Consider the following 12,982-nt stretch of genomic DNA (forward strand, 5'->3'; position numbering starts at 1 on the left):
CAGGTGAATATATGTCAGATAAACCATTAACCAAATTTGATTATTTGATGCGTTTGCGACGTTGTCAGTCCCTCGATACGCTGGAACGCGTGATTGAGAAAAATAAATACGAGCTTTCAGACAATGAACTGGCGGTCTTTTATTCGGCAGCCGATCATCGCCTTGCTGAACTGACGATGAATAAGCTCTACGATAAAATCCCAACCTCTGTGTGGAAATTCGTGCGTTAATCAAATCCACTCTGATTTGTTTTGTATATTGACGCACACATTGTTAGGCTGAATTCTTCGTGACGTTACGATTTCTCTCGACCGGACATTTCATGAGCCAGGAAAAACAGAAGATGATTGCAGGGGAGCTTTATCATCCTGGAGATGAAACCCTGCGGGCCGACCGCCTTCACGCACGTCATTTGATCCACCGTTACAACCATTCCCATCCCGATGAAAAAGCTGAGCGGCGGGCAATCTTATCCGAGCTGCTCGGAAAAGGTGAAGACGCCTATATCGAACCCACGTTCCGCTGTGACTATGGCTATAACATCTCGCTGGGAAAATCGTTTTATGCGAACTTCGACTGCGTGATGCTGGATGTCTGCCCGATTCAGATCGGTGACAACTGTATGCTCGCACCGGGCGTTCATATCTACACGGCAACCCATCCTCTGGATGCAACAGAGCGTAACAGCGGTGCCGAATATGGCAAACCTGTGACGATTGGCGATAACGTCTGGATTGGCGGACGTGCCATTATCAATCCCGGTGTTACGATTGGCGATAATGTGGTGGTTGCGTCAGGGGCGGTGGTGACGAAAAACGTTCCCGACAATGTTGTGGTGGGTGGCAATCCGGCCAGAATTATTAAAACGCTGTAGATCGGATGTGAGTAACTGTTATGGTTTTTCCCTGCATAACTGTTACTTTTTTCAACCAACCCCCTCCCCTAAACTAGGCTGTTCCCCTGTATTTTGCAATATTCATGAAGGCTATAAATGACAGAGATACAGCGCCTGCTCTCAGAAACCATCGACGATCTTAATATCCGTGAAAAACGCGACAATCGCCCGCGTTTCAGCATCAGTTTTATCCGTAAGCATCCGGGCTTATTTCTTGCCATGTACGCCGCCCTGCTGGCAACGCTCGCCGTTATGCTGCTTTCCGAGACGTTGATAGACTCAGTCTGGCTCCTGGTGGTGCTCTTCGTGGTTTTCAACGCGTTTTTCTTCTTCGACGTTAACCCGCGGTATCGTTATGAAGATATCGACGTGCTCGATTTTCGCGTCTGTTATAACGGTGAATGGTATAACACCCGTTACGTTCCCCCTGAGCTTATCAAGGCGATTTTGCACTCGCCGAAGGTTGATGACGTGCAAAAGGCAAAATTGCAGAAGATGATCTCCACCAAAGGTGAGTTGTCCTTTTACGACGTCTTCACCCTTTCCCGCCCTGCAACTGCGTAATAATGGACTGTACGCGCCTGATCGCAGGCGCGAACTGTGAAGCAGACGTATTGCCATAACCCAAAACCAGCCCCGTTTGCCCGTCCGACCCCGCAAGGTAGTATCCGCTTAAGGCCGCCGGGGCCAGGTTAAACCGGCTGGCCTGCCGGACCACAGCACGATCGTCAATGCCCTCGATAGCGACCGTCAAATGCATTCCCCCTTCTCCGGCCAGCACCCGGTGTGGTGTATGCAACTCGCTGTTCAGGGCCTCACGCAGCTGACGATAGCGCTTACGATAAAGCCGTCGCATCGCCGCCAGATGCCGTGCGTAATGCCCCTCTTCGATAAACAGCGCCAGCGTTCGTTGTTCAATCCGGTGACCGCCACGAAGCAAAGATCCTATTGCCGGTTTTGCCGCCTGAGCTAACGCCCTGGGCAAAACCATAAATCCGGTGCGCAGCGAGGGGAATAAGGTTTTGCTGAACGTCCCCAGATAGACAACCGGGGCATTTTTCATCATCCCCAGCATGGCGGGCACAGGCTCGCCGCTGTAACGGAATTCGCTGTCATAGTCGTCCTCAATGATCCAGGCGCCGTGCTGGCGGGCAAATTCCAGCAGCGCTAACCGACGGCTGGCGCTCAGCACACACCCACACGGAAACTGATGCGATGGCGAGGTGAAAATGAGCGTGGGGGGAGGCCCTTCTACTGTCTCGCAGCGTAACCCCTCCTCATCAACCGGCATTCCGATAATACGCAAACCCGCTTTGGTAAAGGCGCTCTTCGCGCCCGCGTAGCCCGGATTTTCCATCCAGGCGATCTCCTCCGGCTCGCTCAGAAGTTGAGTGCATAAACTCACCCCCTCCAGCGCCCCTTCGGTGATCACAATCTGCGAGGCATCGCAATCAATGCCCCGCGACAGCGCCAGATGGCGGGCGATCGCTTCTCGTAAGCTCAACTCCCCTGCCGGATCGCCGTAACCGAGGAGCGAGCTCCCCTCTTCGCGCAGGACACGATCGTACAAGCGACGCCATAAAGGTAAGGGAAAGTAATTGATCGCAGGCGTACCCGGGGTAAACGCCGGAACCGGCGTCTCGCGTGGTGTGGGTTCCGGCAAGCGCTTCAGCCGTGGGGCAAGCGTCACCGCAGGTTGCTGCACGGAATGCGCCACGTCGCGATGGGTCAGTTTTGCCACGCGGGTGCCCTGGCGGTTTCTTTGCAAATAGCCTTCAAGGGTGAGTTGTTCCAGCGCGGCGTTGACGGTATTACGCGAGAGTTTCAACTCTTCGGCAATCATACGGGAACCCGGCAGGCGGCATTCTGCCTGTAATCGCCCGTGTAAAATTGCCTCGCGTAATGCCCGATACACGGCGCGCTGCAAAGTATCATTCCCGCGCTGTCGCAGCGCCGCGTTCAGTAATGCGTAAAAATCATCGCCCGGTATATTCATGACCGCCTCCGTGGTACCACCAAAACATAATACAGTGGCGCTTTTTACGGAACCATAATTTCCCTAATCTGGATTTCTACTCACAAACAGGGAAAACAGCATGACGCAACACAATCAGTTTGGTCAGCCCGTTGGCGACGCACTCCTCGACTGGCAGCCACGCCAGCCTCCCGAGCGGCAGGTGTTAACGGGGACGTATTGTCGGCTTGAGCCGCTGTGTGCAGACCACGCCGAAGCGCTGTTCGATGCTTATCAGCACGCGCCCGATACCCGTAGCTGGACATGGCTTCTGCGTGAGCCGGACGCCAGCGTGGAGGCGTTTACTGCCTGGGTGGTCAGCGTGTGCCAGCTTGCCGATCCTGTGCACTTCACGGTGATCGACAATCAGACCGAGCGGCCAGTCGGGACGCTGGCGCTGATGCGGATCGATCCGGCAAATGGGGTGATTGAGGTCGGCCACGTCCATTTCTCCCCCTTGCTCAGCCGCACGCCCATGTCCACCGAAGCGCAATACTTACTGATGCGTTACGTCTTTGATGAGCTGGGCTATCGCCGCTATGAGTGGAAGTGTAACAGCCTGAACGCGCCTTCCCGCCGTGCCGCGCTGCGACTGGGGTTTACATATGAGGGGCGCTTTCGCCAGGCGCTGGTGATCAAAGGGCGTAATCGCGATACCGACTGGTTCTCGCTTCTGGATAGCGAGTGGCCTGCTGCGGCGAAGGCCTTTCAGAAATGGCTCGCCGCCGACAATTTTACCGACGGCGGCGAGCAGATACGATCGCTGGAAAGCTGGCGTGAAAAGTCAAACTAGCGCCTTTTCTTCCGCCCCTGGACCGCTTTAAAACGTGGATTCGATTTGCATATCACATACAGGCGTCCCTTGCGTTTGACGATCTGGCAATCGGGATGGCGCTGTTTGGCGCTGCGAAGTGAGTTAAGAACCTGCATGCTTAGCTCCGTTTCGCATTAAGGAAACCGCCAAAACGCTGGCGGAAACGCGCCGTACTGCCTTCACTGGAGAAGTTTTTCTGCTTGCCAGTGTAGTACGGGTGCGACTTAGAGGACACATCCAGCGTGACATAAGGATATTTCACGCCGTCCAGATCGATTTCACGGTCGGTTTTGATGGTGGAACCGACTTTGAAATACTCGTCCACGCTGGTGTCGTGGAACACCACGGTACGATACGCGGGATGGATATTAGCTTTCATAGTAGACTCTTTGTGTTTTGTTATAACATAACAAAATGATATCCGAGTCTGGTTGTAAAAACAACCCCCGCCCTCCCGGGCGGGGGATCTCACTATTTTTCCGCCGCTTGCTCTCTGCCTACCAGCACGGTGGTCATCACAAACGACAGGACCAGCGCCATCACCACCCCGGAAAGGGCAAAGATGAAATACGGGCCGATATACGCCGGTAAGCTAAAGATGCTCGACAGGATGTAGCCGTACAACCGCACGCCAAAGAAGGCGATAAAGGCCGAGGCCAGCGAACTGGCGACGGTCGCCGCGATAAAGGCTTTTTTGTAGCGAGTCAGAACGCCAAAGAGTGCTGGCTCCGTGATACCGAGCAGTGCGGAAATGGCCGCTGAGAGCGTGACGGTTCTCTCCTGCCTGTCACGGCTCAACCGCCAGATGGCAAATGTCGCCCCGGCAATGGCCATATTGGCCATAAACATCATGGGCATCAGCATGTCATACCCACGGTCGCTGAAGTTTTGCAGCGCAATGGGCGTCATGGCATGGTGCATCCCGGTCAAAATCGCTACCGGACGAATCGCCCCGACGATCAGGCCGGCAAAACTCGCCGAGACGCCGAAGAGCCCTTCGATAAACAGCGCCAGCCCTTTCCCGAGCCAGATGCCGATCGGCCCGATAACCACCAGCGCGGCCAGTGCGCCCAAAAAGAGCGTCAGTGTCGGGGTAAATACGGTTTTCAACACGTCAGGCATGATGCTGTCCACCCAGCGGTGGATATAGCTCAGCGCCAGCACAGAGAAAATGACCGGAATAACGCTTGAGGCATAGTTAAACACCGATATGGGGATCATATTCATCAGCCACAGGGCGCTTACCGCACCCTCCTGATGGGCCGCCAGCGCTTTTGCCGCATCGATCAGTGACGGATACATTAAACAAGCCGCCACGGCCGCGGCCAGGTACTCATTGGTTTTAAATATTTTTGCCGCCGACACGGCCAGGAAAAACGGCAGGAAGTAGAAGACGCCGCTGGCAATCAGGTCGATAACCATCACGGTGTCGCTTTTCGCCGAGACAACCTTCAGCGCAATGAGCCCCGCCAGCAGTCCTTTGATCATCCCGGCCCCGGCGATGGCGGGCACAATCGGGCCAAACACGCCGGAGACGGTATCCATAAACAGCGACACCAGACTTTTACGGCCCTTCGCCGTGGCCGGTGGCGCATCCGCCTGGTTGCCGAGCACGCTCAGCATCTGTTCATACCAGCTGTTTACTTTTGGACCAACAATGACCTGAAACTGGTCGCTTTGAAGCTGCGCGCCCAACACGCCGGGCAGCTTTTTTATCTCCGTTTGATCCACTTTATTATCGTCGATGAGATCAAAGCGCAATCGCGTCATGCAGTGCCAGACTTTATTAATATTCCCCTGGCCACCGACCAGACGAATAATATTATTGATGGCTTCTTGCGTCCCCATAAAAACTCCTGCCGGATGTTGTTGTCGTTTTAATGATGCCTTCAAGGATAAGTAAACGCTCAATACAAAACAAACCAATAAAACTGGACGCAGCTCACACTTAGCCACTTTGCAGCGTACAAATCGCCATTAAGCGCATAATTGGTCCGTTTTTTATTGGTTTTAACTGCAAATAACTGACCAAAATAAATATGAAAAAAACGGTTTACCCGTCAACATTTTTAGGGCGATGATATTCCTCATTGTCTATTCCCACAGCGCAGCAAAGGAGTTATTACGTGACGCCTGTGATTATCAATAATATCGAGTGTTTTATTACCCGCCCCGACCGGCACAATCTGGTGACGGTGCGTGTCACCACAAACCAGGGGGTAACCGGGCACGGGTGCGCCACGTTTCAGCAGCGCCCTCTGGCGGTGAAAACGCTGGTTGACGAGTATCTTAAACCGCTGCTGACGGGCCGCGACGCCAACAACATTGAAGATCTCTGGCAGATGATGAACGTTAATGCCTACTGGCGTAACGGCCCCATCATGAACAACGCCATCTCCGGCGTGGACATGGCGCTGTGGGATATTAAAGGCCAGCTGGCGGGCATGCCGCTTTATCAGCTGTGGGGCGGAAAAGCCCGCGACGCCATCCCCGCTTACAGCCACGCCAGCGGGGAAACGCTCGAACAGTTATTCGCCTCGGTGGACAGTTTAGTGGCCCAGGGCTATCGGCACGTTCGCTGCCAGCTCGGTTTTTATGGGGGCACGCCGTCGGCGCTGCACGCGCCGGAAAATCCGACCTCCGGCGCCTGGTTCGATCAACAGGAATATATGGCGAACACGGTCGAGATGTTCCGTGCACTGCGCGAGAAATATGGCTGGAAGCTGCATATTTTGCACGATGTTCATGAACGTCTCTTCCCGCAACAGGCCGTCCAGCTGGCAAAACAGCTTGAACCTTACCAGCCCTATTTTATTGAGGATATTTTACCGCCGCAGCAGAGCGCGTGGCTTGAGCAGATCCGTCAGCAAAGCTGCGTTCCTCTGGCGATGGGAGAGCTGTTTAATAACCCCGCGGAATGGCACGATCTCATTGTAAACCGCCGTATCGATTTTATTCGCTGTCACGTCTCGCAGATAGGCGGTATTACCCCTGCCATCAAGCTGGCACACCTGTGCCAGGCCTTTGGCGTGCGTCTTGCCTGGCATGGTCCCGGCGATATGACCCCCCTTGGCGTAGCGGTAAATACCCATCTGAATATTCACCTGCACAATGCCGCAATCCAGGAATTTATCCCGCGGTCCGGGACCACCGACCGCGTATTCCCCGGCGCGCCCGTGGTTAAAGAGGGCTTTGTCTACCCGCCGTCAGGAACCGGTATTGGCGTAGGTTTTGAGGAGGACGAGGCGGCGGCCTGGCCAGTGGTCTATCGTCCACATGAATGGACGCAAAGCCGCCTGCCGGATGGCACGATTCATACGCCCTGATTTTGTCGCCAGGTTAAATTATCCCGGTTATAGGGGATCACATAGGTGCAGGTGTAGTTGATGTCGATAATATCGCTCACTTCAAATACCCTGCCGCCTTCCAGAATCCCACGGTTATTGATGTGCATGGCCGGGCTGCCTTTTTTACAGCCCAGGATCACCGCCTGTTCGCGGCCGACGCTAACCGCACGATAGGTGGTCAGCATATGCGAAATGGTGAATCCTTTGCTGAGCACATATTGCTGGATCGAACGTTCAATCGCCTGCTGCGTCAGGTCGGGGAAATCGGCCACCGGCATGCGCGACACCTCCAGCTGCACGGGAACATCATCGACAAACCGAAGGCGGCAGAAGTGCCAGATAAAACTGTCGTCATTCAGGCCAAAGATCTGCTGCGCCGCCCGATCGGGGCGCGTCTTATGCAGGCTGATCATCCTGTAGCGGATCTGATCAAACCGCTTCTCGGTGATCGAATTATAAATCAGCGGATTATTGCGAGCCTGCTCGTTAATCCAGATCCCCGAGCCTTGTATGATTCTGACCACGCCGATGCTGACCAACTTCTCCAGGGCCTGGCGAATCGTAAAACGCGAGACGCCATACTCGGCGGCGAGCTGTCTTTCAGGCGCCAGTTTTCGCGGTCCGGGGGTCGTGTCCTGATAAATTTTGCTCAGCAGATCCTGGGTCACAAACTCTTTTTTTTTCATTAACCTTTGCCTGAATGACGTTAATTGTCGTCGCGTGCTATAACATTATCATTTCATGACGAAAGAATTCAGTACAGCCAAGGAATCCGCAGCATGACGACCCGACATCTTGTCAGCCTGGTGACTGGTGTGCTTATCTTTTCTATTCTGCTTCCCATCTGCCTGAGCGTTTGGCTGGCGCATCGTCAGGCGGAAGACAAGTTCGTTGACGATCTCAACCGCTACGCCTCCCGCGTATTGATCCGCGCCAACCTTGTCACCGAACAGGCTAAAACCGCGTTAACGCTGACCGAGCGGTATCAGGGCACCCCGTGTAGCCGTGCGCATCTTCTGGCCATGCGTCGTGTGGCCTTCTCATTGCGGTATGTACAGGAAGTCCTCTATGTCGTAGACCGTAAGCCCGTCTGTTCTTCCCTGGAGTTAAACAGCCTTTCGCCTGCCTTTCCGCCGCCGATGCGAATGACACCGGACGGCTACGATGCCTGGCTGACAAAGCAAAATGATTTGGGTATCGATCGCTTTATGGCGGCCCTGGGAAATCAAAACCATGTGGTGATGATCGACCCTGAGTCCTTAATCGATGTCATTCCTTTTGGTGCCTTGCCAATGGATACCGCGCTTATCGGCAATGACAGTAATATTGTTTTTGCCCAAAGCGCCGCCCTCGACCCTAACGTCCTGAAACAACTCCAGCGGCAGAATTATGCCCCTCTGCAATACCATGGCGCGATGTACGTGGTGAAAGAGGTCCCTGAACTACGCTTCACCATTATTGCATGGACCTCATTAAAACCGCTGAAAGAGGACTGGTATCAACAGCTTGTCTTCTGGCTCCCCTTTGGCATTTTATTCAGCCTGGCCGCGGCCACCTTTATGGTGCGCATTCTGAAGCGGTTACAATCTCCGCGTAACCGGTTACTGGATGCCATTCGCGCACGGGCGTTCGTCGTTCACTTTCAGCCGATCGTGGCCTTAAGCAGTGGAAAAATTGTCGGCGCCGAGGCGCTGGTGCGTTGGCCGCAGCCGGATGGCAGCCTGCTCTCTCCTGACGTTTTCATCCCGCTGGCAGAACAGAGCGGCCTGACCTCGCAGCTGACGAAAGTGGTCGTCGAAAAAGTGTTCGACGACCTGGGCGAATGGCTGAAGCACCATCCGGAACTCCACATTTCGGTCAATATTGCGCCGGAAGATTTGATTTCAAATGAACTGCCCCGGTTACTCAGTCGCTTGCTGAATCATGCGCAGCTCCAGCCACAACAGATCGCCCTGGAGTTAACCGAGCGCGGATTTGCCGATCCAAAGATTAGCGCACCGGCTATTGCCGCGTACCGCCTTAGCGGACATGCCGTCTATATTGATGATTTTGGCACGGGCTATTCAAGCCTGAGCTATCTGCAGGATCTCGACGTCGACATTCTCAAGTTAGACAAGTCGTTTGTTGATGCGCTGGAGTTCAAGCACGTCACGCCGCACATCATTGAAATGGCAAAATCGCTGAAACTCGCCATGGTGGCAGAAGGGATCGAAACAGAAGGACAGCTGGAGTGGCTGCGTCGCCATGGCGTCCAGTACGGTCAAGGCTGGTTGTACAGTAAGGCGCTTCCCAAACTGGAGTTTATCCAGTGGGCGGAAAATAATCTCGATCCAGAGTGAATCACCCGGCCAACACGCTGGCCGGGCACCGACGATCACTCATCGAGCAGCGGGGCAAACCCGCCGTAGATCATCCGTTTACCGTCGAAGGGCATCGAATCACCAAACTCTTTCATCCGCGGGTCGGCCATCAGCTTTTGATTTGCCGCGTCGCGAATCTCTTTCGAGGGGTATTCAATCCAGCTGAAGACGATCTCTTCGCCCTCTTCCGCTTTTACCGCCATCCGAAAATCCGTTTGCTTACCGTCCGGAACGTCATCAGCCCAACACTCCACCACCCGCGTGGCACCGAACTCTTTAAACAGGGGGGCAGCTTTCGCAGCCATCTCGCGATACGCCTCCTTATTTTTCGCCGGGACGGCCACGACAAAACCATCGACATACTTCATGAGTCAAACCTCCGAAGTGGGCGTGCGGCTACCTGATGTAGCCGCAACAGACGATTAAGTTTAGTCCTGACGCCAGCTAAACGTGTAACGTAACGCCTTCCCTTGCAGGAGGAACTCAGGAGAGACACTCGGGCTCCAGGAGTCGTCGCCGCCAACGCCCATATGGAAAGCGTCCAGACTGAGCCAGCAGCCCGGCTCCTCTTTCAGCAGAGGGTGGTGCGTGGTTTCACGAAGCTGTTGCTGGCTATAACGACTCAGGGAGAAGTGGAAAAATCCCGACAGGTGATGCGGACCAAAGGAGAGCTGCCGCGTATCACAGCGCAGACCATTTTCCGTCGGGAAGATATACGGCGTATGCAGCGCCTGGAGCGGTAATGTCCAGCGCCCCTGACGGGCGGCGAGCTTTCTGTCCGGATAATTTTCATGCGGCCCCAGCCCCAGCCAGCTGGCGGACGAAGACACGTCGGCAAGCTGCGCGCTTACGCCAATCCGCGCCGGTTCCGGTATATCAGCCGCCACCTGAATCTGGATATCAGCATGGAGCACGCCATGGCTGTCAATATTCCAGGTTTTTTCGCTCAGAAACAGCGTTTTCCCTTTCGCTTCCCAGACGTGACGGGTCGTGATGACCACCGCATGGGCACGTTGTTCGCTTTTGCAGTGCAGCAGGCGCGATGTCAGGTCATACATCCCCACCGCCTTCCAGCGTTCGACCCAGGCGTTAGGATCGATGCGGGTCGCTTCACTGACGCCAATATCGTTGTCCAGCGGCGCGCGCGTGAAATTATCGGTAAGCGGTGAGAGCAGCGTTTCCACGCCGTCCTTCCACCACTGTGTCAGATGGCCGGTTTCGCGGCTGAACTCCCAGCGCTGCCCTTTATGGCTCACCTCAAGTCGGGTAGCGCTCTCCTCTAAGGCGGGAGGGGTATCCTGCGCCTGAACGGGCGCAATAAACAGCGGTGCCGGAAGCCTCCACTGGTCCCAGGCGCAGCGATGATTTTCAGGCGACCACGGCGTGGCATCCCGCTGGAAAACATCCACATTCAGCCAGACGTCACCTGCCGCGGCCTCAAGCACTGGCAGGGTGATTTCGATCCGCTGGGTGCCCTGAGGAGGAAGAGATAACACCACGTCCCCCGTTGCCAGCACCTCGCCATCGCGCGTGAGGCTCCAGCACAAAGATTCGTTATCCGTTTCGCGGAAGAGGTAATCGCTTTTCACATCGATGACAAGCGGCGAGGTGCTCACCCGCGTGAAGGTGAAAAATTGCTGCGCACGCTGAGCTTCATACAGTGCCGGATGCGGTGTGCGATCCGGGAAAACCAACCCGTTCAGACAGAACTGGCGATCGTTTGGCGTATCGCCAAAATCGCCGCCGTAGGCCCAGTACGGCGTGCCGTTGGCATCTTTACGCGTCAGGGCCTGATCAACCCAGTCCCAGACGAAGCCCCCCTGTAAGCGGGGGTGATCGCGAAAGGCCTGCCAGTATTTGGCGAAGCCGCCAAAACTATTTCCCATCGCATGCGCATATTCGCAAAGGATAAGCGGGCGCGTCTCGTCCGGCATGCCGATCCACTTTTTGATCGACCATTTTGGCACGGCCGGGAACGGCTGATCCTGGTCAACGCGGGCATACATTGGACAGACGATATCGGTCGCGGCGGTGTTCGCTCCGCCGCCTTCGTACTGCACAGGGCGCGTAGGATCGGTGGTTTTGACCCAACGATAGAGCGCGTCGTGGTTAGCCCCGTGGCCCGACTCATTGCCCAGCGACCAGATAATGACAGACGGGTGGTTACGATCGCGCAGTACCATGCGTGTCACCCGCTCACTCATGGCGGGCAGCCAGAGAGGATCGTCAGCTAATCGGCTCATCGGCACCATACCGTGCGTTTCGATATTGGCCTCATCAACCACATACAGGCCATAGCGATCGCAAAGGGTGTACCAGAGAGGATGATTGGGATAATGCGAGCAGCGCACGGCGTTGAAATTGTGCTGCTTCATCAGTTCGATATCGCGACGCATTGTCGCTTCGTCCATCACCTGCCCCTGTTCGGGATGATGCTCATGGCGGTTAACGCCGCGGATCAGCAACGGTTGACCATTGAGCTTTAACAGTCCGTTACTGATTTCAACGCGTCGAAAACCGACGTCGCACGCCTCGACTTCCAGCACCTGACCCTCTCCGTCGTGCAGGGCAATGGTCAGACGGTAGAGTTCTGGCGATTCGGCACTCCATAACAGAGGCTTATCAACCGCCAGGGATACGCTCAGACGTTCGGCCCAGGCCCCCCGCTCATCCACAATCGCGCTTCCCGCGCGCGAACGGGTGCAGGCGACAGCGTCCTGACCACGCCACAACGTCACTGCGACATCATACCCGGACAGCTGAGCGCCAGACAGGGAGACCTCTACGCGCAGGCTGGCGCGATCGTACTCTGCGTTCAGTTCGGTCACCGCGTGATAATCTGCGATATGGGTGTGCGGTTTATGCAGCAACGACACATCGCGGAAGATACCGCTCATACGCCACATATCCTGATCTTCAAGGTAGCTGCCATCGCACCAGCGTAAAACCAGCACCGCCAGACGGTTCTGCCCCGGGCGCAGGGCATCGGTTAAATCAAACTCCGCAGGCAACCTGCTGTCCTGGGAATAACCGATCCAGTGGCCGTTACACCACAAATAAAAAGCGGAGTTGACCCCATCAAACACAATGCGCGTTTGGCCGCTCTCAAGCCACTGCTCATCCGCTTCGAATGTGAGCGAGTAACAACCGGTCGGGTTATCAGCAGGCACCTGTGGCGGCGTGACCGGAATGGGATAGGTAACGTTGGTGTAAATCGGGGTATCAAACCCCTGCATTTGCCAGTTAGACGGCACGGGGGTGGCGATGGCATCCGCATTATCCTCCGTCACCCAGGCGTCGGGAACCAGCTCAGGAGAAGCATAGTAGCTAAACTGCCACTCGCCGTTGAGCGAGCGTTTACAGGCCGCAAGCGCCTCATCACGTGCCTGGGTTTCATCCCGCCAGCTGTGAAAGGGAGCATGGGCAGGCAGACGGTTCCACTGCGTAACAACCGGGTTTTCCCAGTCGCGACGCGCCAGCAGTGCGTTAAGGGTTTGCGGCAATTTTTGAGACATATAAACCTCTTTGCGAAGCGCTCACAATTTTACTTAC

The 12,982-nt window shown here is 55.3% G+C and carries 13 protein-coding genes; 6 read left to right on the plus strand and 7 right to left on the minus strand.

Annotated features, from left to right (window positions below):
• Positions 1-11: 11 nt before the first annotated feature.
• From hha to LZP96_RS04980, 3 genes are all read left to right on the plus strand, one after another.
• Complete coding sequence (gene hha / locus LZP96_RS04970; protein ID WP_064325091.1) at positions 12-230, plus strand: hemolysin expression-modulating protein Hha; 219 nt, start codon at positions 12-14, stop codon at positions 228-230.
• A gap of 92 nt (positions 231-322) precedes the next feature.
• Complete coding sequence (gene maa, locus LZP96_RS04975; protein WP_064325090.1) at positions 323-874, plus strand: maltose O-acetyltransferase; 552 nt, start codon at positions 323-325, stop codon at positions 872-874.
• 117 nt (positions 875-991) lie between these two features.
• Positions 992-1,459: a YlaC family protein gene (locus LZP96_RS04980; RefSeq protein ID WP_064325089.1), complete on the plus strand. Its 468-nt coding sequence runs from the start codon at positions 992-994 to the stop codon at positions 1,457-1,459.
• Here the strand turns inward: LZP96_RS04980 and pdxR are convergent.
• A complete protein-coding gene (gene pdxR, locus LZP96_RS04985) occupies positions 1,431-2,891 on the minus strand; it encodes a MocR-like pyridoxine biosynthesis transcription factor PdxR (protein ID WP_064325088.1) in 1,461 nt (486 codons plus the stop codon). The two genes, LZP96_RS04980 and pdxR, sit on opposite strands and share 29 nt — an antisense overlap.
• A 100-nt stretch (positions 2,892-2,991) precedes the next feature.
• On the opposite strand from pdxR, the gene LZP96_RS04990 reads away from it, so the two are divergent.
• Entirely contained in the window at positions 2,992-3,702 is a 711-nt protein-coding gene (locus LZP96_RS04990; RefSeq protein WP_064325087.1) for a GNAT family N-acetyltransferase, read from the plus strand.
• On the opposite strand, the gene ykgO is transcribed toward LZP96_RS04990, so the two are convergent.
• The 3 genes from ykgO to LZP96_RS05005 form a co-directional block, all read right to left on the minus strand.
• Positions 3,699-3,839: a type B 50S ribosomal protein L36 gene (gene ykgO / locus LZP96_RS04995; RefSeq protein ID WP_003859006.1), complete on the minus strand. Its 141-nt coding sequence runs from the start codon at positions 3,837-3,839 to the stop codon at positions 3,699-3,701. The two genes, LZP96_RS04990 and ykgO, sit on opposite strands and share 4 nt — an antisense overlap.
• Positions 3,840-3,841: 2 nt before the next feature.
• Positions 3,842-4,102, minus strand: coding sequence for a type B 50S ribosomal protein L31 (locus LZP96_RS05000; protein ID WP_064325086.1), 261 nt, complete (start codon positions 4,100-4,102; stop codon positions 3,842-3,844).
• 92 nt (positions 4,103-4,194) lie between these two features.
• Entirely contained in the window at positions 4,195-5,571 is a 1,377-nt protein-coding gene (locus tag LZP96_RS05005; protein WP_064325085.1) for a PTS transporter subunit EIIC, read from the minus strand.
• 278 nt (positions 5,572-5,849) lie between these two features.
• Between LZP96_RS05005 and LZP96_RS05010 the strand changes: the two genes are divergently transcribed.
• Positions 5,850-7,049 (plus strand): enolase C-terminal domain-like protein, encoded by a 1,200-nt coding sequence (locus LZP96_RS05010; protein WP_064325084.1) that lies wholly within the window; start codon positions 5,850-5,852, stop codon positions 7,047-7,049.
• Here LZP96_RS05010 and LZP96_RS05015 read toward each other — a convergent pair.
• The gene (locus LZP96_RS05015) at positions 7,037-7,756 is read right to left on the minus strand and encodes a GntR family transcriptional regulator (protein WP_064325083.1); all 720 of its coding nucleotides are present in this window, start codon (positions 7,754-7,756) and stop codon (positions 7,037-7,039) included. The two genes, LZP96_RS05010 and LZP96_RS05015, sit on opposite strands and share 13 nt — an antisense overlap.
• Positions 7,757-7,849: 93 nt before the next feature.
• On the opposite strand from LZP96_RS05015, the gene pdeB reads away from it, so the two are divergent.
• On the plus strand, positions 7,850-9,409 hold the full coding sequence (gene pdeB, locus LZP96_RS05020) for a cyclic di-3',5'-guanosine monophosphate phosphodiesterase PdeB (protein ID WP_064325082.1): 1,560 nt from the start codon (positions 7,850-7,852) through the stop codon (positions 9,407-9,409).
• Between the two features lie 35 nt (positions 9,410-9,444).
• On the opposite strand, the gene LZP96_RS05025 is transcribed toward pdeB, so the two are convergent.
• Together LZP96_RS05025 and LZP96_RS05030 are read right to left on the minus strand one after the other, a co-directional pair.
• Positions 9,445-9,798 (minus strand): DUF1428 domain-containing protein, encoded by a 354-nt coding sequence (locus tag LZP96_RS05025; RefSeq protein WP_064325081.1) that lies wholly within the window; start codon positions 9,796-9,798, stop codon positions 9,445-9,447.
• A 60-nt stretch (positions 9,799-9,858) separates the two neighbouring features.
• Positions 9,859-12,945: a beta-galactosidase gene (locus LZP96_RS05030; RefSeq protein WP_064325080.1), complete on the minus strand. Its 3,087-nt coding sequence runs from the start codon at positions 12,943-12,945 to the stop codon at positions 9,859-9,861.
• Positions 12,946-12,982 lie beyond the last annotated feature (37 nt).

Source organism: Huaxiibacter chinensis (genome assembly GCF_022171985.1).
Lineage (GTDB): Bacteria > Pseudomonadota > Gammaproteobacteria > Enterobacterales > Enterobacteriaceae > Enterobacter > Enterobacter chinensis_A.

Coding starts and splice junctions, on each gene's coding strand:
- hha (WP_064325091.1), top strand. CDS start 12: ATGTCAGATAAACCATTAACCAAATTTGATTATTTGATGCGTTTGCGA.
- maa (WP_064325090.1), top strand. CDS start 323: ATGAGCCAGGAAAAACAGAAGATGATTGCAGGGGAGCTTTATCATCCT.
- LZP96_RS04980 (WP_064325089.1), top strand. CDS start 992: ATGACAGAGATACAGCGCCTGCTCTCAGAAACCATCGACGATCTTAAT.
- pdxR (WP_064325088.1), bottom strand. CDS start 2,891: ATGAATATACCGGGCGATGATTTTTACGCATTACTGAACGCGGCGCTG.
- LZP96_RS04990 (WP_064325087.1), top strand. CDS start 2,992: ATGACGCAACACAATCAGTTTGGTCAGCCCGTTGGCGACGCACTCCTC.
- ykgO (WP_003859006.1), bottom strand. CDS start 3,839: ATGCAGGTTCTTAACTCACTTCGCAGCGCCAAACAGCGCCATCCCGAT.
- LZP96_RS05000 (WP_064325086.1), bottom strand. CDS start 4,102: ATGAAAGCTAATATCCATCCCGCGTATCGTACCGTGGTGTTCCACGAC.
- LZP96_RS05005 (WP_064325085.1), bottom strand. CDS start 5,571: ATGGGGACGCAAGAAGCCATCAATAATATTATTCGTCTGGTCGGTGGC.
- LZP96_RS05015 (WP_064325083.1), bottom strand. CDS start 7,756: ATGAAAAAAAAAGAGTTTGTGACCCAGGATCTGCTGAGCAAAATTTAT.
- pdeB (WP_064325082.1), top strand. CDS start 7,850: ATGACGACCCGACATCTTGTCAGCCTGGTGACTGGTGTGCTTATCTTT.
- LZP96_RS05025 (WP_064325081.1), bottom strand. CDS start 9,798: ATGAAGTATGTCGATGGTTTTGTCGTGGCCGTCCCGGCGAAAAATAAG.
- LZP96_RS05030 (WP_064325080.1), bottom strand. CDS start 12,945: ATGTCTCAAAAATTGCCGCAAACCCTTAACGCACTGCTGGCGCGTCGC.